The sequence below is a fragment of the Chitinophaga jiangningensis genome (genome assembly GCF_900142605.1).
In the GTDB taxonomy this organism is placed as follows: domain Bacteria; phylum Bacteroidota; class Bacteroidia; order Chitinophagales; family Chitinophagaceae; genus Chitinophaga; species Chitinophaga jiangningensis.
Genome location: NZ_FRBL01000009.1, coordinates 35,228 through 60,090, shown reverse-complemented (window position 1 = coordinate 60,090; position 24,863 = coordinate 35,228). Strand labels below are relative to the sequence as shown.

Annotated in this window: 21 protein-coding genes; 18 read left to right on the top strand and 3 right to left on the bottom strand. The window is 48.8% G+C overall.

Annotation, left to right across the window (positions count from 1 at the left end; all coding sequences use genetic code 11):
* Window positions 1-89: 89 nt before the first annotated feature.
* Window positions 90-1,631 carry a sulfatase family protein gene (locus BUB18_RS22620; RefSeq protein WP_218588091.1) on the bottom strand — a complete coding sequence of 514 codons (1,542 nt, stop codon included), beginning with the start codon at window positions 1,629-1,631 and terminating at the stop codon, window positions 90-92.
* A 137-nt stretch (window positions 1,632-1,768) separates the two neighbouring features.
* Between BUB18_RS22620 and BUB18_RS22615 the strand changes: the two genes are divergently transcribed.
* The 3 genes from BUB18_RS22615 (at window position 1,769) to BUB18_RS22605 (ending at window position 5,990) form a co-directional block, all read left to right on the top strand.
* Window positions 1,769-2,677, top strand: a complete 909-nt coding sequence (locus BUB18_RS22615; protein ID WP_083550610.1) for a PorP/SprF family type IX secretion system membrane protein — start codon at window positions 1,769-1,771, stop codon at window positions 2,675-2,677.
* Window positions 2,678-2,912: 235 nt separating this feature from the next.
* Window positions 2,913-4,442 (top strand): sulfatase family protein, encoded by a 1,530-nt coding sequence (locus tag BUB18_RS22610; RefSeq protein WP_073085991.1) that lies wholly within the window; start codon window positions 2,913-2,915, stop codon window positions 4,440-4,442.
* Between the two features lie 15 nt (window positions 4,443-4,457).
* Entirely contained in the window at window positions 4,458-5,990 is a 1,533-nt protein-coding gene (locus BUB18_RS22605) for a sulfatase (protein WP_073085440.1), read from the top strand.
* Between the two features lie 44 nt (window positions 5,991-6,034).
* On the opposite strand, the gene BUB18_RS22600 is transcribed toward BUB18_RS22605, so the two are convergent.
* Entirely contained in the window at window positions 6,035-6,841 is an 807-nt protein-coding gene (locus tag BUB18_RS22600; RefSeq protein ID WP_073085439.1) for a class I SAM-dependent methyltransferase, read from the bottom strand.
* 124 nt (window positions 6,842-6,965) lie between these two features.
* Between BUB18_RS22600 and BUB18_RS22595 the strand changes: the two genes are divergently transcribed.
* The 4 genes from BUB18_RS22595 (at window position 6,966) to BUB18_RS22580 (ending at window position 12,185) form a co-directional block, all read left to right on the top strand.
* Window positions 6,966-8,408: a hypothetical protein gene (locus tag BUB18_RS22595; protein ID WP_073085437.1), complete on the top strand. Its 1,443-nt coding sequence runs from the start codon at window positions 6,966-6,968 to the stop codon at window positions 8,406-8,408.
* A 59-nt stretch (window positions 8,409-8,467) separates the two neighbouring features.
* Entirely contained in the window at window positions 8,468-9,865 is a 1,398-nt protein-coding gene (locus BUB18_RS22590) for a hypothetical protein (RefSeq protein ID WP_073085435.1), read from the top strand.
* A gap of 78 nt (window positions 9,866-9,943) precedes the next feature.
* A complete protein-coding gene (locus BUB18_RS22585; protein ID WP_073085433.1) occupies window positions 9,944-11,338 on the top strand; it encodes a hypothetical protein in 1,395 nt (464 codons plus the stop codon).
* A 10-nt stretch (window positions 11,339-11,348) separates the two neighbouring features.
* Window positions 11,349-12,185 (top strand): leucine-rich repeat domain-containing protein, encoded by an 837-nt coding sequence (locus BUB18_RS22580; RefSeq protein ID WP_073085431.1) that lies wholly within the window; start codon window positions 11,349-11,351, stop codon window positions 12,183-12,185.
* Window positions 12,186-12,602: 417 nt separating this feature from the next.
* Here BUB18_RS22580 and BUB18_RS29475 read toward each other — a convergent pair whose 3' ends face one another.
* Window positions 12,603-12,815 (bottom strand): hypothetical protein, encoded by a 213-nt coding sequence (locus BUB18_RS29475; protein ID WP_143160062.1) that lies wholly within the window; start codon window positions 12,813-12,815, stop codon window positions 12,603-12,605.
* On the opposite strand from BUB18_RS29475, the gene BUB18_RS22575 reads away from it, so the two are divergent.
* The 11 genes from BUB18_RS22575 to BUB18_RS22530 are packed head-to-tail and all read left to right on the top strand — an operon-like array spanning window position 12,814 to window position 24,849.
* On the top strand, window positions 12,814-13,425 hold the full coding sequence (locus BUB18_RS22575; RefSeq protein WP_143160061.1) for a Pvc16 family protein: 612 nt from the start codon (window positions 12,814-12,816) through the stop codon (window positions 13,423-13,425). The two genes, BUB18_RS29475 and BUB18_RS22575, sit on opposite strands and share 2 nt — an antisense overlap.
* A gap of 6 nt (window positions 13,426-13,431) precedes the next feature.
* Window positions 13,432-14,619 carry a hypothetical protein gene (locus BUB18_RS22570; RefSeq protein WP_073085427.1) on the top strand — a complete coding sequence of 396 codons (1,188 nt, stop codon included), beginning with the start codon at window positions 13,432-13,434 and terminating at the stop codon, window positions 14,617-14,619.
* 10 nt (window positions 14,620-14,629) lie between these two features.
* Window positions 14,630-16,072: a phage tail sheath family protein gene (locus tag BUB18_RS22565; protein WP_073085425.1), complete on the top strand. Its 1,443-nt coding sequence runs from the start codon at window positions 14,630-14,632 to the stop codon at window positions 16,070-16,072.
* Window positions 16,073-16,120: 48 nt separating this feature from the next.
* Window positions 16,121-16,555 carry a phage tail protein gene (locus BUB18_RS22560; protein ID WP_073085423.1) on the top strand — a complete coding sequence of 145 codons (435 nt, stop codon included), beginning with the start codon at window positions 16,121-16,123 and terminating at the stop codon, window positions 16,553-16,555.
* 2 nt (window positions 16,556-16,557) lie between these two features.
* The gene (locus BUB18_RS22555) at window positions 16,558-17,025 is read left to right on the top strand and encodes a phage tail protein (RefSeq protein ID WP_073085421.1); all 468 of its coding nucleotides are present in this window, start codon (window positions 16,558-16,560) and stop codon (window positions 17,023-17,025) included.
* A gap of 5 nt (window positions 17,026-17,030) precedes the next feature.
* Window positions 17,031-17,192: a DUF5908 family protein gene (locus BUB18_RS29710; RefSeq protein WP_178372183.1), complete on the top strand. Its 162-nt coding sequence runs from the start codon at window positions 17,031-17,033 to the stop codon at window positions 17,190-17,192.
* Window positions 17,192-17,872, top strand: a complete 681-nt coding sequence (locus tag BUB18_RS22550; protein ID WP_073085419.1) for a CIS tube protein — start codon at window positions 17,192-17,194, stop codon at window positions 17,870-17,872. The genes BUB18_RS29710 and BUB18_RS22550 overlap by 1 nt, the downstream gene beginning before the upstream one ends.
* Before the next feature lie 21 nt (window positions 17,873-17,893).
* Window positions 17,894-19,531, top strand: a complete 1,638-nt coding sequence (gene vgrG / locus BUB18_RS22545) for a type VI secretion system tip protein VgrG (protein WP_073085417.1) — start codon at window positions 17,894-17,896, stop codon at window positions 19,529-19,531.
* 10 nt (window positions 19,532-19,541) lie between these two features.
* Window positions 19,542-19,841, top strand: coding sequence for a PAAR domain-containing protein (locus BUB18_RS22540; protein WP_073085415.1), 300 nt, complete (start codon window positions 19,542-19,544; stop codon window positions 19,839-19,841).
* 32 nt (window positions 19,842-19,873) lie between these two features.
* Window positions 19,874-20,290 carry a GPW/gp25 family protein gene (locus BUB18_RS22535; RefSeq protein ID WP_073085413.1) on the top strand — a complete coding sequence of 139 codons (417 nt, stop codon included), beginning with the start codon at window positions 19,874-19,876 and terminating at the stop codon, window positions 20,288-20,290.
* Between the two features lie 56 nt (window positions 20,291-20,346).
* Window positions 20,347-24,849 (top strand): hypothetical protein, encoded by a 4,503-nt coding sequence (locus BUB18_RS22530; RefSeq protein ID WP_073085411.1) that lies wholly within the window; start codon window positions 20,347-20,349, stop codon window positions 24,847-24,849.
* The last annotated feature ends 14 nt before the right edge of the window (window positions 24,850-24,863 follow it).

Below are 24,863 nucleotides of genomic sequence, written 5' to 3'. Positions count from 1 at the left end.
ATTTTTGGTTTATTAAAGGTCAGCGCCGGTGGCGCCGACCTTTAACGAATACGGGACTGCCGAAGGCAGTCCCGTATTTATAAGTGCTGTTATCTGCTTCCTGCAGCCGCCTTCACGGCACTCAACTTCTCCGCCATCGCCTTCACTCTGGCCGGCTCCTTCTCTGCAAGATTCTCTTTTTCGAATACATCTTTCTTAATGTTATACAGCTGTGCCGACGGATGGTTACCCAACTCTATATTTACATCTGTCGCCACTTTCGGACCTTTAGAAGGGGTGATGTATTTGTAATCTCCTTCAATGATGGACAGCGGCCCGCCTTGTGTAATCAGGTAAGGGCGGTCCACTTTTGATTTGCCCAGCAGCTGTTGCAGCATATCGTAACTATCCGGAGCATCACCGTCTGCAATGGGTTGACCAGTGAGCTTTGCCAGTGAGGCATAAAAATCTATCTGTCCGATCAACGTATTGGATACGGCAGCTTTAGGAATACCAGCCGGCCATTTTACAATCAGTGGCACGCGTGCTCCCGCTTCAAAGCTGCTGTATTTACCGCCTCTCAGTGGTCCTGCCGGTTTGTGGCTGCCCACCAGCTCCACGGCCTGATCCAGGTAACCATCGTTTAACACCGGACCGTTATCACTACTGAAAACGATCATGGTATTTTTGGTTAAGCCCAGTGAATCCAGCGCATGCGTGATCTGGCCCACGGTCCAGTCGAGCTGTAGGATAGCGTCGCCACGGAGCCCCATGCCACTCTTACCTCTGAATTGACTATTAGGGTAGCGGGGCACATGCATATCGCCGCTCGCAAAGTAAATAAAGAACGGAGTCGTTTTATTTTGCCCGATGAAGTCGATTGCTTTCTGGGTGATAATGCCGGCAATATTCTCATCTTTCCATCTCGCGCTGTTGCCGCCGCTCATCCAGCCGATGCGACTGATACTGTCCACGATGGTTTGATTGTGACCCTGGTTGGGATCAGTACGCATGCGCAGTTTTTCCGGGTTTTCTTTACCGGTAGGGTCAGTACCTACTTTATGTTTATAGCTAACGGTAATAGGATCGTTCTGGTCCAGGTTTACCACGCGGTGATTTTCCACAAATACGCAGGGCACTCTGTCCAGCGTGGCCGGCATGATGTAGGCATAGTTAAACCCTACTTCCAGCGGACCTGGCTTCAGATCTGCATTCCAGTCGATCGTAGTGCCGGGTGCACCTATCCCCAGGTGCCATTTTCCTATTACAGCGGTGTGGTAACCCGCGTCCTGCAACATGCCAGGCAAAGTTTTATGATCGGTAGGTATAATCAGGGAAGCATCTCCGGGGGCAATGCCGGTATTTTGCTGCCGCCACGGATAGCGCCCGGTGAGGATACCGTAACGGGAAGGTGTACACGTAGCACTGGTGGCATAGCCGTTGGTAAAGCGCACGCCTTGTTTGGCCAGCTTGTCGATGTTAGGGGTATGAATTTTTTTCATACCGTAGCAACTGATGTCGCCATAGCCCAGATCATCTGCGTAAATAAAGATGATGTTTGGTTTTTGCTGTGCGTGTACAGCGGGGGCGAGGCCTGCCAGATAACAAAGTCCTGCCGCCAGGGTGAGATTGCGGATTTTTTTCATGTTCATGCGTCCTAAGTTATTACAATTCCAGAGAGATAGGTAATGCCGGCCCTGAAAAACTTACTTTTCTTTTTCAATTATACATAGTATTTTTGTGACATATATAATCCCTGTGCCAAAAGCATCGATCTAAATTAACTTACATGAAGTTCCGCATCCTTATACTCAGCGCCGCGGCGCTAACTTTGTCCTTATCAGCCAGCGCCCAATCGCTCAGTAAAACCCCTGCACTGCTGGAACCATCGTCCACACAGTATTACATGAACCAGTACCTGGCTAATCCTGCCATGGCAGGAGCCGACAGCGGCCTGCACGTCAACGCAGCCTACCGCGCACAAATGAACGCTGTGGAAGGCGCCCCTGAAACAAAATTCTTTACCGCCGACGGCTATATCGGCAACAGGGTAGGAGCCGGTTTAAATGTGATGAATGATAAGGCAGGACTGCTATCCCGCACCCGTGTAGCTGCCACCTATGCCTACCACCTGCCACTGAACGAAAATGGTTCCCGGCTCCACTTCGGCATCTCCCTGGGCCTGAACTTCCAGCGCCTGGACTATGATAAAATTGACGGTGACAACAGCGATCCGGCAATCGGCGCGTTTAACCGCCGCGATGACTATTTCGAGGCCGATTTCGGGATGGCCTATACAAACCAGCACTGGAATATACAGGCCGCACTGCCCAACATCCGGTCTACCTTCTCCAATAAAACTGATGCTACCGTTAATGGTGGTACTATCCTTTTTACTGCCCTCAGCTACCGCTTCCTCCTGGAAAATGCCGTCAGCTCCATCGAGCCAAAATTGGCCTACCGCGCGGTAAAAGGCTATGAAGGTATCGCGGACATCGGCCTGAATGTAGGCATCCTGGAGAACGTGGCGAATGTAACAGCATTCTATCATACCTCCGGCAGTTACAGTGTAGGCGCCGGCGTTAGAGTGGCCAATACCGTACGGGTACTGGGCATGTATACCAAACAAACCAGCGGCTACCGCACGCTTACTGATGGTGGCTATGAAATAGCATTGGCGTTAGACCTCTTCCGCTAATATGTAAATACAGCTTACAGGCCTTCCGGGAAACTTCCCGGAAGGCTTTTTTGTTCTGTACCGTTGGCTGCAGGTATTTTTAGGGAGATGTTAATGCTGTCGGAAACAGCCCAGCGGAATTGAATATGACACACAGGGAGTTATAGTTTCTGAACATCTCCTGCTGTTATTATGTGAATGGTTACCATAAATGCCGCTCATCCATTATTTTTATCGGAAACCTAATCGTAAATACATGCGGAGACACCTGTTCATGTCGCTTGCCTTACTCGGTAGCACCTGCACCGTTAGTAAGCTGCAGGCGCAGCAACGACCAAACATCGTTATCATCCTGTCCGACGATCATGCCTTTCAGACCATCAGTGCCTACGGCAGCAAACTGGCGTCCACACCGGGAATCGATCGCATCGCCAAAGAGGGCGTGCGCTTCGATAAAGCCTATGTCACCAACTCCATTTGCGGGCCCAGCCGTGCTACCATCATCACCGGTAAGTACAGCCACAAAAACGGGTTTAAGGACAATGACCACTCCGTGTTCGACGGCTCACAAAATACTTTTGTGAAAGAGCTTAATCGCGCAGGATACCAAACCGCGTGGATCGGAAAGTGGCACCTGGAAAGCAAACCGGAAGGCTTTACCTTCTATAAAATCCTTCCTGGACAAGGCCAGTACTACAATCCTGACTTCCTGGAGATGAATGGTAAAACTACCCGGACAGAAGGATATGTGACTAATATAATCGAAGATGAGGCGGAAAAATGGCTCAGCAGCCGCGATACCACGCAGCCTTTCTGCCTCGTGATCGGCCACAAAGCCACCCACCGTAACTGGATCCCGGATACAACGGACATGGGTACACTGGAAAACCGTACCTACCCGGTACCATCCACCTACTTCGATGATTACAACTCCCGCGACGCCGCAAAGCAGCAGGAAATGAGCGTGATCAAGGATATGACCATGGCCTATGACCTTAAAATGCTTTCCTACGATAAAAATATTGATGGTACCATCAAGCGGATGAACGCTGCCCAGCGCGCGAAATTTGATGCCGTATACCAGCCGATAGAAGCGGACCTGAAAGCCAAAAAACTCAGCGGCAAAGCGTTGGCGGAATGGAAGTACCAGCGTTATATGCGTGACTACCTGGCCACTGCCCAGGCGCTGGACCGCAATATTAACCGTACGCTCAACTACCTGGATGCACATCATCTCTCTAAAAATACGATCGTGATCTATATGTCCGATCAGGGTTTTTACATGGGAGAGCATGGCTGGTTCGACAAACGCTGGATGTATGAAGAATCTTTCCGGACACCAATGGTGATGCGCTACCCGGGCGTGGTAAAGCCAGGAACCGTCGCCAACCAGATGGTGCTGAATATGGACATTGCACCAACCATGCTGGAAGCCGCCCGCGTGAAAGTACCGGCTGATATGCAGGGCCAGTCAATGCTGCCACTGCTGAAAGCACCGAAATCAACAGGAAGAGATGTGTTATACTACCACTACTATGAAAATACAGTGCACGCAGTGTCCCCACATTTCGGTATCAAAACGCCCCGCTATAAGCTCATTCGCTACTACGAACGTGTAGACGGCTGGGAACTGTTTGACCTGCAAACTGACCCCCACGAACTACATAACCTGTATAACGATCACCACTATACGAAACAAATCGCTGACCTGAAAGCCTTGCTGAAACAACAGATCATTAAATATGACGACCAGGAGGCGCTGCAGATCGCATTTGGTAAAAAATAGCAACAACACTGAACAATGAAAAATCACATCTCTGCAACCATACTGGGACTCCTGCTCCTCACCGGCAGTACACAGGCCCAGCAAAAACAGGCACCGAATATCATCCTCTTTCTCGTGGATGATATGGGATGGATGGACAATTCCGTTCCTTTCAGTGGCGCCAAACTTACGCTCAACCAGCGCTATCATACCCCCAACATGGAAAGGCTGGCGGCCCAGGGCGTACTGTTTTCCAACGCTTATGCCACGCCGGTTTGTACCCCCAGCAGGATCAGCCTGATCACGGGTATGAATGCGGCCCATCACGGCGTTACTAACTGGACCTCTCCGTCAAAAAACAATAGTACGGATGCGGCGGATAGTACTTTCAGTCCTGCCCCGTGGAATATCAATGGCCTCAGTCCTCGCCAGGGCGATTCCGCCACCGTATATGCCACACCGTATCCGCAGCTGCTGAAAGATGCAGGCTATTACACCATTCATGTGGGAAAGGCCCATTGGGGCCCGATGGGTATGCCTGGTGCCAACCCGCTCAACCTGGGCTTTCAGGTAAATATTGCCGGCCATGCCGCCGGTCACCCGCAGAGTTACCTGAGTGAAGAACATTATGGTAACCTGCCGGGAAAAAACAGTGCACAATCGGTTCCGGATCTGGAGGAGTACTATGATTCGGGCGACTTCCTCACGGAAGCGCTTACCAAAGAAGCTATTAAGGCGATGGCTAACCCCATTGCCCGCAAACAGCCGTTTTACCTGAATATGGCGCATTATGCCGTGCATACGCCTATAACGGCGGATCCGCGGTATTATCAGCAATACAGAGATGCCGGACTCAATGCTGCGGAAGCTAAATATGCTTCCCTGATTGAAGGGATGGATAAAAGTCTGGGAGATATTATGGACTACCTGGAACGGCAACACGTAGCCAATAATACGATTATCATTTTCATGAGCGATAACGGTGGCCTTAGTTTGAATCCGCCACGCGGCGGCGCCGCGCATTCCCAGAACCTGCCGCTCAAAGCCGGCAAAGGTTCGGTACACGAAGGTGGTATTCGTGAGCCAATGCTGGTAAAGTGGCCATCCGTAGCCAGGCCTGGTGCAGTATGTAACCAGCCGCTGATCATCGAAGATTTTTTTCCTTCCATCCTGGAAATGGCCGGTGTGAAAAAGTATACCACCGCGCAGCAGGTAGACGGGAAGTCATTTGTACCCATGCTGCGTAACCCGTCACAGGTGCAGTCAGAGCGCACGCTGGTATGGCATTATCCGGATAAATGGATTGCAAAGGATGGTCCGGGTATTAACTATCGGAGTGCTATCCGCCGGGGTAACTGGAAGATGATTTATAACATGCGCACCGGTGAAAAAGAACTCTATGACCTGGCAACGGACATCGGGGAAGTCAACAACCTGGCGCAAAAGCAGCCGGAAAAAGTGAAGGAGTTGTCGCAGCTGCTCTCCAGCCAGCTGCGTCAGTGGAAGTCGCCCATGCCGGTGATCACCGCTACCGGCAAGCCGGTATCTATGCCGGATGAAGCACGTTAAGCGTTTTTTTGGAGTGGATGGCGGGTAATCGCCATCCACTTTTTTTATTGCGGTTTTACGCCGTGGATGGCCCTTTCGTATATCAGGATTTTGCGGCCTATAAACCCTATCCATCGCTGGTAATCTTCAATTGCCTGCAGGCGTTCTTCTTCTGTTACGTACTGATCTGCTACCAGCTGCGGGCCCCGGAGCTGCGCTACAACAGTCCACGTGCCAGCCACCGTAGGGAAATGGAGTTGATTGGCAGTGGATAATATCGAATGATCAAAGGAGCTTACGTTTTCGAAACCCGCTTGTGAAAGGAGGAAGTCCGCGTTATCTGCAATTTCATTGTCCATGCCCGCATCTGCGCGCCAGCGCAGGAACTGGTCATAGAAATGCTGCATGCTTGCCGGTGCCGCGGGGGTGAACTCTATTTTGGTGTGGTTGTAATCCAGGATGCACAATGTGCCGCCGGGGCGCAGGAAGCCGGCGAGCCGGCTGATCACCGCTGCCGGCGCTGCAAGCCATTGCAGCGTGCGCGCCATTGTTACTACATCAAACAATTCGGCCGGTTCAAACGAATACAGGTTGCCTTCTATAAAGCTGAGGTTAGGAATATTGCTGTATTTTTCTTTTGCCAGAGAGATGAGTTCCTTACTGGAATCCAAACCGGTTACGTGACCGGAAGCACCTACGTATTTACAGATGCCCTGGGTAATGGCACCGGACCCGCATCCTACATCCAGGACACGCTGGCCGGGCTGCAGTACTTTCAGGAGATTGGCATTGGATTTCTCCACGCTCCTTTCATCCAGTAATGCGGCAGTGCCGCTGGGCATTTCCGCTCGTTTGCCTGCTTCGTTGCTCATAACGTTGGTGTTTTTTGAGGTAATTGCTTATCTAGCACTATAATACTATTTTTTAAGGTAATCACCGAACTGAATTTCTTTGTATCTTGGTGCTATTGTTTTATACCCCATAACCCCATGTTAAATGAAAATTTATAGAAATGACAGCAGCGCTGTTAATGGTGCCAATGTATGGCATGCTCCCAAATCCAATAGCAGTAATATTCAGCTGAATGCCGATATCGTCAGCAAACACCGGCCAGACCTTGATCCGCGTGGTGCTAAATTCAGGGTTCCTTCGTTTAGTAGTTTGCAGGACATCACAGCCGGTAAAAGCATTCCCATTGACGTGATTAAGGACAGGGTAGCGGTGTTGCTGCAGCGAATGGCCGTCGAAAGAAAGTTGAAATCAAATGCGGCTATACCCAAACTGATCGCCCGAATTTTTCCTGCCAAAGGAGGGATGGACGAAATTGCATTCAATGAAATTTTAGATACGCGTAATCGCAGTATTATTTATGAATCAGTGCTGGATGCACAAACGCAGGTAAAGCGCGGGGATATGCCGGGTATCAAACAGGCACTGGATGAGGCGGCAGTGATGAGTGCAGCTGCCGCAACGGATGAGCAAGCGCTGAAAGCCGTATTTGGAGAGCACCATTTAAGAGCAGCGGAGATATATCAGGGAATCACTCAAAAGCTAATGGAATTAAGTAGTGATATTGCGGGTAAAATAACCGTAGATTATAACCGTGACGGCGTTGAAATCGGCGAGGCCGGATCGGCATTGTTTGCACGCCAGACCATTCATCTCATGGGAGCAGTAGCCAGCCAGGGAAATGCCGCTGAAACACGGTTTACACTGATACACGAGGCTGCCCACCTGGTGGCCAACAATATAGATGATATTTTTTATTATAACACTGCTGGTTATAAATCTCTGCCCGGAGAAATGAGGATTCGTAATGCTGCCCATTTCGAGGAAATACCCCGCAAAAAAAAGGAAGAAAAGGACAAAGCCGAACGTGATAAAAAAGCACAGGGTGGCAAAAAGAATGGACCTCCAAAGCCTGGCGACCGCAAGACAGTTGCTCCCGAAACAGAGCCGGCACCAGCACCAGTGAAAGTACCGGATGTTAATGATGACTTAAGGACAGCTGCCACTGTAGCGATTAAGCGATGCTGGACTACTGCGCTAAATGTATTTGCCGTGATGCGCTATATTAAACGGCAGCAACTGGAAAAAAACAACGCGCCATTCGAAAGGAACAAAGGGAATTTACGAAGCTATTCCATAGAGTTGAATCTTACCATGCACGAACAGCAACCCGACCAGATGGCCATTACAAACCTGGACCTCACGCTGATGGAAGGAATTGCACATGCATTCCATCTGGTGAAAACAAGGGTGTACAATATGGAATTTGACAAAGATGCAGGCTATTCAGAAATTGAAATGGTGGAAAAAGCAATTGTGCAGCAACTAAACCATCAACAACTTCTTTTCGCAGATGGTGAAAAAAACAGGAAGGTATTCCGGTGGTTGTATGATAATATTTATAACATACCCATCCGCATTGTTAAATGATTGCTTTGTAAGTTTTGTAACTTAGTGTGATTGTTAGAAGGACTCCAAACTGTCATTACATGAAGAATATTCAAAGTAAGCAGCGCAGCACAGGTGCTACTACCTTTACGAGTGCCGCTGCCCATGTGCAAAATAACCATCTCCCTGAAAGCAACAGGAAAATAACCCTGCCGCACGCCATGCAGCCCTATCTGCCTGCTGTAATGAAGGCCGGTAACCCAAAATTCAGGCTGCCACAGTTTGGTAGTATTAAATCCACTTATATGGATAAAAAACTAAAACTGTCGGAGTCAGTGGTACAGACACGCGTAATGCGGTTATTAGAGCGAATGGAGGCCGAAGGCAAGCTCCTGAGTCCTGATCCGGTTCCGGTGATTATGAAACAGATTTTTCCGGCTCCCGGCGTGATGGATGAAGCTGCTTTTAATGCCGCAGTGGATGTAACCGCCAGGACGGTGGTGTATCAGTCCATCGCCGATTCCCATACCAAAGTTGAAAGTACGACCGACAAACCCAAGCTGGATAAGGCGCTTACCGCAGCGGCTACACTGTGCACCAATGCAGCCGGAAATGCTGCAGGACTTGCGGATATCTTTGGAAAGAAGGCTAAAACTGCTAAGTCGCACTACGAAAAGATTGCGCAAGTGCTGGAAAAAGTGCGCAAGAATATGGATAAGCATATTTCAACCGACTACAACCTGGATGATGATGAAGTAGGCCTGGGCGGATATGCTCTATATGATGAGCAGGAAATGCACCTACTCAGCAGCGTAGCCAAAGTTACCGATCCCAAAGAAACAAAGGTAACCCTGATTCACGAAGCGGCACATATGGCCGATAAATCCATAGACGATCGCCTTTACTACGGTACGCACGGATTCCAGGGGATGACTGAACGTCAGAAAATTACCAATGCAGCGCACTTTGAAGAGCTACCCCGACGCGAGCTGGGCACCAGTATTTACCCCAAGCCGATGGTGCCGGGGATGCTGCCTGGTGGTAAAGCTACGAAGGAAGATAAGGTGAAAGAAGCCGCCGCGGATCATTTGCGCATGGCCTGGGACGCCGCCGTGGATACTTTTACGCTTCTCAGGGGCGTGCGCAGGCAAAGTATGGCGGGTACAGAAAAGCCGTTCAAGGATAATGAAAGACTGCTCGTTAAAATTTCCCGGCTGGAAGACCTCACGATCCACGAGCAGGCCAAAAAAGCCAGAACCGTCACTGACCTGGATGTGACCATTGCAGAAAGTATTGCACATAGTTTTTCCGTGCTGACTAACACCATAGACAATATCCCATATCCGGCGGTAAACAAGTGGCGCACCAAACGCAGTCTGAAGCTGGAAATGGTTGCGGCAGCCATTAGCCAGGAAAATAACCTGCTTAAGGACCCGGACCGGGATATGAAGCTGACTAACTGGATGGTAGCGCATTACCGGAAACTTCCTTCGGCATAAAACCAGCTGCCGCGTTACAAGATAAGTTTCGTAACTTAGGTGTATTGTTAAATACCCCAATACCCCAAAACGAATTACATGACTACCTATCATAGTAAGCAACGCGCTGCCGGTGCTGGCACTACGAGCGCAGCTGCCCATGTAAAAAGTTCACATCTGCCTGATAATAACAGGAAGACAGCACTGCCATCTGCCATGAATGCGCATCTGCCGGCAGTAATGACGGCCAGCAATCCCAAGTTCCGGCTACCGGAGTTTTCCAGTGTGAAATCAACGTATACAGATAAGAAGTTAAAGATTCCCGAAGCAAGCTTTCAGGCCCATGTTACCCGGCTGTTAGAACGAATGGCCGCTGAAAAACGCTTGAAAAGCAGTGATCCGGTGCCGGTGATTATCAAGAAAATTTTTCCGTCACCCGGTAAGTTGGATGAGGCGGAATTCAATGCTGCACTGGATATTAGCCAAAGATCCGTGATTTATAAATCCATCGCTGATTCCCATACTACGGTAGAACCTAAAGTGGATAAGCCGAAGCTGGACAAAGCCATGTCGGAAGCTGAAAAGCTTTGTAATAATGCCGCTAAAAATGCAGCCGGACTTACAGAGGTATTCGGTGCGCAGGACAAAGTGGCGGCTGGCCACTACGGGAAAATCGAAAAAAAGCTCTCGGATGTAAGAAAGGATATGGATAAGTTTCTGACCACCGATTATAACCTGGACGACAGCGAAGTTGGCCTGGGGGGATACGCATTGTTTGCAACGCAGGAGATCCACCTGCTTACGAAAGTGGCCCAGGTGACTGATCCTGTAAAAACGAAAATTACCGTCATTCATGAAGCAGCACATCTGGCCGATTCTTCTATAGATGACCAGGTGTATTATACCGATAGTGGTTTTGAAGCCGTGCCGGAAAGTGAAAAGATTGCCAATGCCGCTCACTTTGAAGAGTTGCCCAGGAGAGAGCTGAAAGTCAGCAATTTTCCGGGGCCTCTGAAACCCGGGGTGATGAAAGGTGGTGCCGCTGCTACCCGTGAGGATATTGTAAGAACGCTCACAGGAAAGCATTTGCGGAAGGCCTGGGATGCCGCAGTCGATACCTTTACACTGGTGCGAGGGGTAAGGAAAGAAGCAATGGCAGGTAATGACAAGCCTTTTAAGGATAATCAGGCCTTGCTGGAAGAGATTTCGAAACTGGAGGACCTGTCTATTCATGAACAGGCGAAGAAAGGACGGACAGTAACTGACCTGGATATGGTAATTGCAGAAAGCATTGCCCACAGCTACCAGGCGTTAAGAAGAACGGTGAAAGGCATTTCTTTTCCTGCTCCCGGCGCACTAACGAACGATCAGTTGAAGGACCACCTGGTAGCGGAAGCCATTAAGAAAGAAAATAACCTGTTGAAAGACCCTGCCAGAGATAAAAAATTAACTGACTGGATGGTGGCGCATTATCGTAGTTTACCATCTGTATAAATATACCGACATGCCCGATATGATAACATTCGCCGGACATGCATATCCGGTGGACACTACGGAGATCCGCGCAGCCAATGTACAACCGGTTGATTTTACTCCGCTGGCAAAATTGAAGCAGCTGAAGGAACTGACGATTATCCAATCGAATCCGCACAGGGCGCCGCTAACGGCAGGGGAGATCTCCCTCAATGGGCTCGAGTCATTGGTGGCGCTGGAAAAAATTTCACTGGGATACCTGCCGGTTAAAGATATCAGCGCTATTGCCGGATTGCAGCAATTACAGGTGCTGGACCTGGGGGATTCCAAGGTAAACGACTTATCGGCGGTAGCCGGATTAGTACATTTACGAAAGCTGATCCTGAGAAGTACCCCGGTAGGTAATTTAAAGCCTTTGCTGCCCTTAATAGCATTGGAAGAACTGGATATATCACATACCGCCGTTACAGATCTTACGCCTTTAAAAGGCTTGTTGTCACTGGAGATATTAAATATCGCCGGTTGCAGGGTACACGATATTACTCCGCTAATACCCCTTAAAGCTTTGAAATTATTGACATTTTACGATACCGATATTGACTCATTAGAAACGATTAGTAGAATGGCATTTTTTAAAGCGCTCACCGATCTGGATTTGAGTGGCACTGCCATTACGGACCTATCAGGTATTGCTGCTGCAGTAAAATTGCAGGAACTGGGTTTGTATAATACAAAGATCAGGGATATCTCTCCGCTGTTTGATTTGTCATCGTTAGGATTGCTGCGTATAAATACGCATCAGGTGCCGCCGGAACAGGTGGAAGTACTCAGGCGCAAATTCCCGGCTGTAGAAGTTTTGCAATTTTAACTGGAATGGTTATACGTTTTTTGTACTCCGGAGTGTCTACTGGGAAAGCGTTTCAAGAGATGCATTTTTTTTATTTAGAATTGGTTAAAAATTATTTTTTTAAGTGAATTCTTTTTTCATAAATTTGAATTCAATTGTAACCTCAAGTATATTGTAACCTCAAAAGTTTGGTTTTTCTTCAAGATTATTTTTTGACACATCAAACTGGATTGATCGTATCTGCTTATTTATTTGTGGCCGTAACTGGCTACAGGCCTTATTTTGTGTGAATGTAATGACTATGCTGGTTCTAAGGAGCTGAGTGTCGAAGTCTGAGCGTCTGGACTTGTTTGTTAATGGAAATGTTCAACCCCAAATGTTTCATTTCCTTCTATAGTGTTGTAGATTCTAATTATTTGGCTATCACGGGGAGTGATGTCAAAAGTGAATTAGTCGGTTGTAGCCTTGTCGCGCAATGCGCGGTAATATGAGCCAGAAGTATAGTTGGCAACAGTAGGCTGCAAACGCAGGGTTGCGTGGGTAAGGTGCATCAACGAAGGTTCGTTGGATACGCTTTTGCCGGGTGGTGTGGGTATTATTCACTTTTTCATTGCTGCTGATTGGTGTGTACATTTTTAATTCTGATTTCATGATACGTACTGCATTAGAGTTTATCAGGAAAGAACTGGAAAACTACATTGTGGAAAGAGAGCAGGACCCGGCCTATAGCCCGGGAAATGTAGTGGAGTTGAAGCCGCTGGCACAGCCGGGAGGCGCCATCAACCTGGATGATAACATGCATATCACCGTTATGCTGGTAGGAGTGGAAGAGATGCGCCGGGAAGGAAAACGTCCGTTTTTCATACCAGCCGATGAAAAGAACTTCTTTCGGCTGCAGCCGCCGCTGGAACTGGAATTGACCTTGCTGATCGTCGCAAATAATAAACACTATGAAACGTCGCTGCGCGACCTGACCGATGTCGCTGCCTTTTTCCAGGCTAACCCCGTGTTTGACCAACAGCATTACCCTGGCTTAAATGAAGGCGCCAAAACGCCCGATACCAAGCCATGGCAGCTGATCGACAGACTCAGCTTCCGTTTGCTTAGTCTCACCTTCGAGCAACAGAATAACCTCTGGAGCATGCTCGGCTCCAAATACCTGCCCAATATCGTATACAAAATGAGCCTGCTCAATGTATTCGAAACACGAGGAAAAGATAAAAGTGCGGGTATTGGTGAAGTTAACTACAAAGAAAACTAATCTGCCATGAGTGGTATACAGACTAAATACAATCCCCTGTTCGCTGTAACCGTGCGGCAACTGTATTACGATAATAAAGTTTGCGCCCGCTACAGGTCTGCTCCTCAGCTGGATTTTATCATACAACCTACCGCTGAAACATTGAAGTTAATGCAGCAAACCGACATGGTGTTCAAGCCTTCGCCAACAACGGGTGGCTTTTCCGTGCATGCCAGGGTAGGAGAACAAACGGGCGGTGGTACTTATCCGCTGCGCTATAAGCCCGCGAAATATGGTAAGCTCACCTTCTGGCTGATGACCGCCAATCCGGCCCTGCTCAATTTCAACGACCTGCCATTGCAGCCTGGTTCAGGTATGTATTACTATTTCAGTAACCATGTTACCGATAATGCAGCCCCCCGAAGCGACCTGCACATCAGTATTGCAGCGGATGGCGTAAAGGGCGCGAATGATCTGACAAAGTTTAACGGAAACGCTTATACGTACATTTCCGCCACACCGGTAAACCCCGGAGATGCCACTGTGGTACATCGTTTAAGCGGTGCAGTCCTCGAACCTAAAACAATTATCAACGATCCCGCCGGCTCCAAATTATTGTTTGACCTGGCAGCGTTTAAATCAGGGGGGTGTGAATTGATCATCAGCGGCAGCACCAAAGAAAAATTTTACTACACTGCCGAATCACCAGCCGCCAATGTTTTTGGGGTGATGGAGATCGATTTGTCGGCCTCACTGCCGGCTAACTACCGTGTAGTTGAACCGGATCTTACCCTGGCAGCACCAGCGCCGGTATTTAGCCTGGAATTTCCTAAACGGAAAACCACCTGGCGCTATACGCTGGCACTTACGCCAAACAGTCCACTCTACCTTGAAATGGCGGCCATGAGCGCACCTGACAAAGCTGATTTCCTCAACCGGCTGAATGTAGTCAGCAACGACACCGCCATCAAATTTAAAAAGGCGAATGTGAGTGATACCGAAATTGAATTCGTATCACTGAACCCCATCGCTTTACAGGAAGTCTATATCTCCGGCTCCAGTATTGAGCACGACCGGCTGGGACTGGAGTTGAAAAAATATATCGGAAAACCCAAAGAAGCCACTGTGAAGGCTGACTTGCCGTATCCGCCGTTGACCAGTGTCAACAACCTACAGGCCCCAAATATTTATTCAGACATATTTCTAACACTTTAACTTTTTTAAAATGGCAACTTATCGTTCCCCAGGTGTTTATGTAGAAGAAATATCACTGCTCGCTCCTTCCATTGCTGAAGTACAGAGTGCCATACCGGCATTCATCGGCTACACCGAACAGGCAAAACAGTTAGCAGCTGATGACCTCCTTAAAGTAGCAACTCCCATCAACAGCTGGGCCGATTACGTACAGCTGTATGGTGGTCCAGACAAAGAAGCTGGTGCAAACATCACCATTGCGGTGGATGAAATCCGCCCGGCTACCGTGACTACCGGCTACAAAGTAACCGTAACACCAAAGACGGACTCCATGAGCCCTTTCCTGCTGTATTATGCGGTGAAGCAATACTTCGCTAACGGTGGAGGCAGATGCTATATCGTATCCGTAGGTTACTATGATGATGGCATCAAGGAAGGAGATCTTACCGATGGCCTCAACATGATTGGCCTGGAAGATGAACCTACACTGCTCGTGATCCCGGAAGCTATCCGCCTCAATGACGGAGACTACAAGAAGATTGTAGGCGCCATGCTGTCTCAGGCTTCTTCGATGAAAGACAGGTTTGCAATTCTTGACACCAGAACCTGCACCGTCCCTAAAACAACGACTTCTATTAATACAGACGTAAAAACGATTTACGACAACACCGTATCGGATTATGAAATTCTTCGCTACGGCGCTGCCTATTATCCTTTCCTGGAATCAGTTTACAACTTCGCATTCGACTTCCCAACCTTAACACTCACCACGCATACTATTGCAGGTGGTGCGCCCGGTGGGGAAGATAAAACCGGTAAAACCATGCTGCAGCTGAAAAGCAGCGCTTCTGCCATGTACAATGCGATCGTGGCAGAATATGGTAAGTACCATGTGGTGCTGCCACCATCCGCTGCTGTAGCTGGCGCTTATGCGAGAGTGGACAATAGCCGTGGTGTATGGAAAGCTCCCGCCAACGTTGGCCTGATGGATGTGGTGAAGCCACTGGTGGCTGTTTCCCGCCCTGAGCAGGACCTCATCAATATCAACACAGAAAGTGGTAAGTCCATTGACGCCATCCTCAGTATTCCCGGTTCCGGTACCGTTATCATGGGAGCCCGTACACTGGATGGAAACAGCAATGAATGGAAATACGTGAACGTACGCCGCTTCTTCAGCGTTGTGGAAGAGTCAGTACAGAAATCTACCCGCTGGGTGGTATTCGAACCAAATACCGCTGCTACCTGGATCAAAGTGCAGTCTATGATCGAAAACTATCTTTTCCTGAAATGGAGAGATGGCGCATTGGCTGGTGCCAAACCTGAGCAGGCGTATTTCGTGAATGTAGGTCTTGGCAAAACCATGACACCGGTGGATGTGCTGGAAGGTCGCCTGATCGTGGAAATCGGCATGGCCGTAGCCCGTCCGGCAGAATTTATCATCCTGCGCTTCGAACAAAAACTGCAGACCTCCTGAGTGGATGTACTGATCTAAACTTTTTAATCATCTTCTAAAAACAATACAATGGCAAACTATCCATTACCGGTCTTCCATTTTTCAGTTTCCTGGGGCGGCGATAATATTGGATTTTCTGAAGTTAGCGGACTTTCACAGGAGCTGCAGTCTATTGATTACAGGGATGGCCTCATGAGTGGCACCACCTTGCCTCTGAAAAGACCGGGCCTCAAAAAAGCCGGTAACATCACACTGAAAAGAGGTATCACCGCGGCTAATAATGAACTCTATCTATGGCTTAACAATAACGGACAGCCAAACGTAGAGCGCCGCGACCTGGTGATCTCCCTGCTAAATGATGAAGGTAACCCGGTGTTTGTATGGACTATCTCACAAGCATGGCCGGTGAAAGTAGATGGTCCGGGGCTCAAAGCAACCGGTAACGAAATTGCTATCGAGTCCACTGACCTGGCGCACGAAGGAATCACTCTTAAAACTGCCTGATAATGCCTACCTATTATCCACCGGCAGGCTTCCATTTTAAAGTGGAGTTTGTGGGTGTTGACGGCGCTGATGCAGATACAGAGCAACGCTTCCAGGAAGTAAGTGGACTCAACTTCGAAATAGAAACCGAAGAACTGAAAGAAGGTGGCGAAAACCGCTTTGTCTATAAGCTTCCTAAAAGAGCGAAGTATACCAACCTTATTCTTAAAAGAGGGTTGCTCACAGGTACAGCCTTACTGCAATGGTTTAAGTCGGCTATGAACACCTACTTTACAGTAGTGATATATGACTTTAAACCGGCGGACATCGTTGTAACCCTGATGGATGAAGCGGGTGAGCCTGCAGCCGTATGGAACATTGTACAGGCTTACCCCGTTTCCTGGAAAACATCGGACTTCAGGGCCACCGAAAACAGTATCGTCATTGAAACGCTGGAAATGGCCTATCAGTATTTCGAACGAAAAATGTAAGCAACATGCCTGTACAAATAAATGAAGTGGTGATCAGAACCGTTATCGAAACCCCATCTGCCAGTAGTGGCAATGGATCGGTAACCAATACGCCACCACCCAGCGCGGCCGATACGTCTTTGGTAGAAAAAGTGCTCGAAATCATCAGGGAAAAAAATGAAAGATAATGGACACACAAAGTGCGGCAAAACTGCCTTTTAATCTGAAGATCATACCGGTCAGCGATAAGCTGATCCCCATGGGACCTCCCTTCCTGGCGATGTTTAACCCGGATTCACTCGCCATCAAGGAAGATGTGGAGTGGATTTCGTCCACCGCCCCGGGGCGGTCAACCTCAGATCAGAAATACCAGCGTACCAAGGCCCGGACTTTCTCGCTGGACCTGATGATTGATGGCACCGGCGTGAATACCAACGGGGTGAAAATTCCTGTGACGGCACAGATCATACTCTTTCGTGCAGCCACCACCTCCATGAGAGGTATCCTGCATAAACCGGCATCCCTGCTGGTGCAATATGGCACCTTTATCTGTAACTGTGTGCTCAATTCCAGCACCGTTACCTACACCATGTTTGACCTCACAGGGCTGCCTATACGCGCTAAGATCAACGCCACATTTACAGAACGTACGCCGGAAGCACTGGGTAGTATTGTCAGCATGCTGTCGTCACCGGACTTAACGCACCACCGCATGGTGGAGGAGGGGGACCTCCTGCCGCTGATGACTTATCAGATTTATAATAATCAGCATTACTACCTGCAGGTAGCTAAGCATAACAAGCTTAAAAACTTCAGGAAGCTGCAGCCTGGTACTACATTGGTATTCCCGCCACTGGGCAAAAAATAAATATTTAAACCCGAACTGAGCATGTTAGACAGTCTTCCTCCCGGAACACAGCAGGACACAAACCTGGTATCCTTCAAGGTGTATGTCAACGGTAGTCCGATCAGTAATGAGATACTGGTGACGCAAATTATCGTCAACAAGTCTTTCAACAAGATTGCTTCCGCAAAAGTCGTACTGCTGGATGGTTCATTGCCCGACCGCGACTTTCCGCTGAGCGCAGAAAGCCTGTTTAAGCCTGGTAATGAAATCTCTATAGAACTGGGCTACCAGGGCAATACCGAAACTGTTTTTGAAGGGATCATCGTAAAGCATGGTATTAAGGCTTTACAGCAGGGACATGCGGTACTGATGCTGGAGGCAAAGGACAAGGCCGTAAAGCTCACCATGGCCAGAAAAAACCGGTATTTCATTAATAAAACCGATAAGGAGGCCATCGAAGAACTGGCCGGTGCCCTGCAGCCGGATGTGGAAAGTACCACCGTTGCACATAAACAACTGGTGCAGTTTGACGCCACTGACTGGGACTTTATGCTCACCCGCGCCGAAGCCAATGGCATGCTGGTATTTACGGACGATGGAAAACTCATCGTCAAAAAACCGGCTACCAGCTCAAGCCCGGTGCTCACAGCCACCTATGGCGATAATATTTATGAGTTTGAAGCGGAAATGGATGCACGCAGACAAATAACCGCGGTCACCAGCCAGTCCTGGGATTTTACCAAGCAGGAAGTAGAAGCCTCCGGCAATGGCAGCTCTTCTTTTGCTGATAACGGAAATATCTCCCCGGATGAACTGGCCGGTGTATTGCAAGGAGAGCTGTTGCTAAACCACTCCGGCCATCTTAGCCAGGACCAGCTGCAGGACTGGTCCGATGCATATGCCATGCGCAACCGCCTGTCAAAAATCACAGGCAGGGTGCGACTGGAAGGAAATGCCGCCCTCAAACCTGGTACCGTCATTACACTGGATGGTGTAGGCGACCGGTTCAATGGTGACGTATTCGTTACAGGAGTACTGCATCAATTTGATGGCAACTGGCATTCAGATGTGCAGTTTGGCTGGCAGGAAGACTGGTTCTACAAAAAGGAAAACGTAATGGATAAACCAGCTTCGGGATTATTGCCGGGAGTAAACGGTTTACAGATAGGCGTGGTCCTGGATATAGACGACCAGGAAGACGGAGGCCAGTACCGTGTGAAAGTACACGTACCACTCGTCAATACCGGAAATGAAGGGATATGGGCGAGAGTGGCCACACTTGATGCAGGGCCTGACAGGGGCGTATATTTTCGTCCACAACCACAGGATGAAGTCATTCTCGGATTTCTGAATGATGATCCCCGCGACGCCGTAATCCTTGGATGCCTGCATAGTAAGGATAGTCACAAGTCGCCGCTGCCTGAACAACAGGGTGCCGAGCAATATGGTATTGTTACCAAAGAAAATGTGAAACTGATTTTTGACGATACCAACAAACGCCTCACCATGTCCGTGAAAACATCCTCTGGTGAAAAATCCGTGGTGCTCAATAACGACGCTGGCGCCTTAGAAATTAAGGACGAAAATCAGAATAAGATCAGCATGGACAGCAGTGGCATCACTATTTCGGCAGGTGCCGGCAATGTGACCATTAAAGGTTTACAGGTATTAATTAATTAAAAATACAGTTATGCCCGCAGCAGCAAGAGCAGGCGATAATCATACCTGCCCCATGACCAATCCGCCACCAGCAAGTACCCCGCACACCGGCGGACCTATCATGCCTCCGGGTACGCCTAACGTACTGATTGGCGGCATGCCTGCAGCAACGGTGGGGAGTATGTGTACTTGCGCAGGACCGCCCGACAGTATCGTTAAAGGCTCGGCCACCGTCATGATCGGAGGCAAGCCCGCTGCCAGGATGGGCGATTCTACTGCGCATGGTGGTAGTATCACAGCAGGCTGTAACACCGTAATAATCGGCGGATAGCCGTAAACGTTAACACCCAGAAAATCATTCAAATGGAAACAACAGATAAATCTTTCCTCGGTACCGGCTGGAACTTCCCGCCAACATTCCGGCGGGAGTGGTACGGAGAGGAAATGGCCTCCGGTGAAGATGCTGTCCTTAATAGCATCCAGATCATCCTGAACACCATCACGGGAGAAAGAGTGATGCTGCCTAACTATGGCTGCAACCTCCAGGCCCATGTGTTTGATCAGATGAATGTTCCTACGGTGGCAATGATTGAAAAAATTGTGAAAGATGCGCTGGTATACCATGAGCCCCGGATCATTGTGGAAAGTGTAGTGGCCACGCCTTTCCAGGCTGACGGACGCCTGATGGTCAACGTGGAATATACCATTATCACTACCAACACCAGGTACAACTATGTATTCCCATTCTATATGAAAGAAGGGACCAATATTGTACCCTGAGCATACTTACATGACTTACCGCACTGCATTACACTGCAGCAGTAAAATATTTTCAGATGAGTAATTGTCATTGTCATACAGAAGTTACCCGTGATGGCTCAGGACAGCTGAACCGCTTCCTGGCAGCCCTGGATCCTTCTTACGCAGCGGTCGACGGACGCAGCATAGAAGACCTCCTGCTATTCGCCCAAAAACTGGCCGAACAGCTGCGATTCTATGATGTGCCCGCAGCAGAAAATACGATTGATTCGCCAGGTGCGAAACCCAGCTGGGTGGAATTTTTCCGCCGGGATATGGCCGTACTGGCAGCCGCTGTCAGCACTTCCAAACCGGAATCGGTGAAAGCTACCTATGATCAGTTGCGTGCCTCGGTGGATAAAATCCCGGACCTCAACAACTATGAAGCGTTGTTTAAACCAATCGTCAGTATCATGGTACTGTTGGATGAATGGTATACGCTTGCCATTCCGGGAAATCCGCTGCAGACAGACTTGCACCTGCTTATCCAATCCACCTTAAGTGAACAGGTGAAAAAACTGATTGCCTATGCGGAAGGCTACCGCACAGTGGATGTAAAGAAAAATATTACGATCGATTTCACTGATATCGAAAATGATGACCTCTGGAAAGTAAATGACCCGATAGATGCGGATAACTCTATCTACGACGGGGATACCCCTGAGGACATGATCAGGAATGCATCACTTTATATAGATGAAATTTTCCTGAGTTTTTATGGTGGACTCCTGCAACTGGTGAATAACGGTGAAGCCTATATGCAGTTTGCATTGAAGGAGTTTCCTTCCCATCAGCCGCACATGGGACTATTCATCGCTTTTCTGCAGTTGTTCCGCCTGGCTCAACAGCAGGCCAATGGTATCACCGGCCGGATGCTGGACTTCTATTATCGCGATGTGCTGCACCTGGAAGAAAAGCCTTCCGTTCCAGACCGCGCCCACGTTATTTTTGAACTGGCCAGAGATGTGGTTTCCTATGCCGTGGAACCTGGTACGCCGCTCAGTGCAGGTAAGGATGCAGGGGGTAAGGAACAGACCTATTTTACCACTGATGGGTTGGTCGTAAACCAGGCAAAAGTAAAAGAACTTAAAACTATTTATATCGATAAAGATCCGGACGAGGGAGAGGAGGGAAATAAAACGATACGTACCATCTATTCCCGGCCAATAGCCAACTCGCTCGACGGGCAAGGCGCCAAGTTCCTGGATAAGTATCCCCACTGGCCTACTTTCGGTCAAGGCCCTACCGTAGTGCAGCGATACAGTGAGCGCATCTGTCGCCTTTTGGACCAGCCCGTTCCGGAGGAATACAGAAATGATAAAACCAGTATCGGGTTTGCCGTGGCCTCACCGCAACTGCTGCTGGAAGGTGGCCGCCGTTTCCTGATACTTCGGTTTAATGGCCTCAGCAAACTCATAGAACCCGAAAACAGGGTGCCGTCCATGCAGCCATTCAAGCTCTATTTCAGCGGGGAAAAAGAATGGCTGGAAGTAGCTATCAAAGACACTTATGGCCTGCCGGCCGTATATGAAGCCTTAATCAATACGGGTGTGTTTCCGGATTCTACACCGGAATATCCGGCTTATTGTCCCTATAAAACCGCAACAGGAGATTACTGTCTGCTGGTAAATATTCCTTTGCAGGCACCCGGAGTGGTTGGGTTTAAGAAAGAAGTCTATAAGGACTACGCATTTAACACCACCTTCCCTGTAATGCGCATCATGCTCGACCCGGAGCTGAACCTCAGCGCATCTGACTACCGTGAAATGGTAGCCGACAGCTTTTCCATAGAAGTGCGGGTAGGGTCATTGCGAAACCAGGTAAATTACGATCCCAAGGAGTTTAGCGGCCCCTATTTCGATGGGCTGAAAAAACTGATCATCCAGAATGACTACGGTATTCAGGCCAGCAACAAACCTTTTGATCCTTTTACACTTTACCCTGTTCGTGGTAAATCATTCTACCTCGGTAGCGAAGAAGTATTTAATAAGGAACTGGATGCACTGGGTGTAAATGTGGAGCGCACGGGTGACCAGGCAGGCCTGAGCACCAACGCAGATGTGGCAGTTAATATATTGCAGGACAGGCAATGGAGGCGGTTGTCCACGCAGGAAGACAGAACAGATGGCAGCTTTAATCAGCAAGAACTGAGTCATGATATCCTGCAGGTTTATACTACAGAATATGACAATGGAACACCGGAGCAACTGAGCTTCTACAGGGACCCGATTCTACCGGTGACTACCTGGGATACCAATACCATCAAAGGCTTCCTGAAAATCACTAATATCTATGATCCTTCTACCGGTGGAGGAGAGTTTCCACCACCGCCACCGCCGCCGCAGGAAATTGCAGCCCTGCTGGAAATTAACCAGGTCTCCGTGTCATATGTCAGCCGGCAGCTGAGCCTGGAACGTGGCATTGATCAGTTCTTCCACGTTTACCCATTTGGTGTGGCGGAAATTGAGCTGCTGGATAAGCAGTTTAATACTAACGGTGTTTCCACCAACTATAACGACTCAGGAAATTACCTGGCCAAAGCAATACTACGGCGTGGTAAATCACTGGAAGATCCCATTGACGCAGATGAAACGCTGCTGCCGCAGTTTACCTACACCGATCCATTCAGTATGGCATTGGATGAAGAAGGGGGAAAGGTAAACAACGCAAAATACCTGGCAGGTGGCAACCTGTCAGTAAACCCAAAACGCAACGACCTGATAATGGCCGAGCTGATGCTTCATGCCACAGGGCTGAGCAATAGCAACCGTCTGAATCAATATTCCGGACTTTGGCAGGAGGAAGGAATGCTTTTTATCGGCCTCGAGAACGTTACTCCGCTGCAAACGCTGTCGCTGCTCTTTGAATTTGCAGACGGCACCGCGGAAGATGATGAAACAGACCCGCCACAGATAAACTGGTCGTATCTCATCAACAACGAATGGCGTCCGTTACCAGGCGAATGCCTCGTAAGCGATGGTACTTATGGTTTTCAAACAACCGGTATTATCAAAATAGATGTTCCGGAAGATATCACCCATGCGAGTACGATAATCACATCCGGCTTAAGCTGGTTTTGCGCCAGCGTAACTTCCAATGCCAACTGCTTCCCGCATTTGATCAATGTGGTAGCACAGGCGACAGAAGTGACGTTTAAAGATCAGGATAATGACCAGCGTCACTTTGATGCGGCTTTGCCTGCCGGCAGCATTTCCAAACTGGCGGTGAAGGTGGCGGAAATAAGCAAGGTGGAACAACCATTTGCTTCCTACGATGGTAAACATAAGGAAGTGGGTAAGGAGTTTTATACCCGTGTCAGCGAACGCCTGCGCCATAAAGGAAGGGCCATCACCAGCTGGGATTATGAGCATCTCGTACTGAATCGCTATCCTTCCATTTACAAAGTGAAAACTATTCCGCATACAGATCCGGATTGTATCTGCTGGCATTCGCCCGTGGCTACAAATCCTAACGGGGAACCACTCTGCTGCCCACCCCAGAAGGCGCCGGGCCATGTGTTATTGGTGCCACTGGCTAACCTTAAAAACCGGACTGCGATTAATCCGTTGCAACCTAAGACCAGCAGGCGTACTTTGCTGGAAATCGAACAATACCTGCAGCAGCGTACCTCTCCATTTGTGAAGGTGCGTGCGCGTAATCCACTGTATGAACAGGTAATGGTGGCCTTCAGGGTGCAGTTTACAGACGGCACCGATAAGGGGTACTTCCTGAAGAAGCTCAACGATGAAATTGTGCGCTTCCTCACCCCATGGGCATTTGATGAAGATGCGGTGCCTGTATTCGGACAGAAAATATATGCTTCTGCCATCATCAACTTTATCGAAGAACGACCCTATGTTGACTTCATTGCAGACTTTGCGATGTTTGTATGCAAAAAGGATTGTTGCGAAGCTGATACCCGCATTCGCGGAGAAAGAGAAGAAAAAGACAGCGATTTGGGAGAAAAGCTGATGAAAGCAGAAAACTGTGATGATGTGGAAGCAGCCATGCTTGCGCAAACAAATTTTACAGGTGTGGTAGTCGCTATTCCTTCAACACCAAGGTCTATACTGGTGTCGGTGCCTAAACATATCATCATTCCATATAAAGCGGCGCCTGTACTGTCTCCATGCGAGCAAAGGAATCGCCCGGCACCTGCTGCCATATTGAATGTAGTTGCTGCTGAAGATGTTTCCAGATACAAAGCCACTGCTCCGGATACAAATACTGTTACGGCGAATGTTTCGAAGGAGCCGGTAAAAGCAACTGCAGCAACGTTTACCGTTGCACCTAAAGCGGCCAATGATCTCACAAAAGAGATCCCGAAAGAAAATGTTACTACGCCTGCTGCAAATGTGGCTGCAAATATTTCCAGGGAGTCGTTGACAGACAAGTCAGCGGCGTTGAGCACCGGAACAGCGCCGGCGGAAAAGGCTGATGCAACGGCCAAAGCCACCGATGATCCTGCAGCAGCCAGGCCGGCGGCGAAAGTTAAGGCGAAAAAAGCTACTACATCTCCCCGGAAAAAACCAAAGCAATAACTATCGATAAAGCT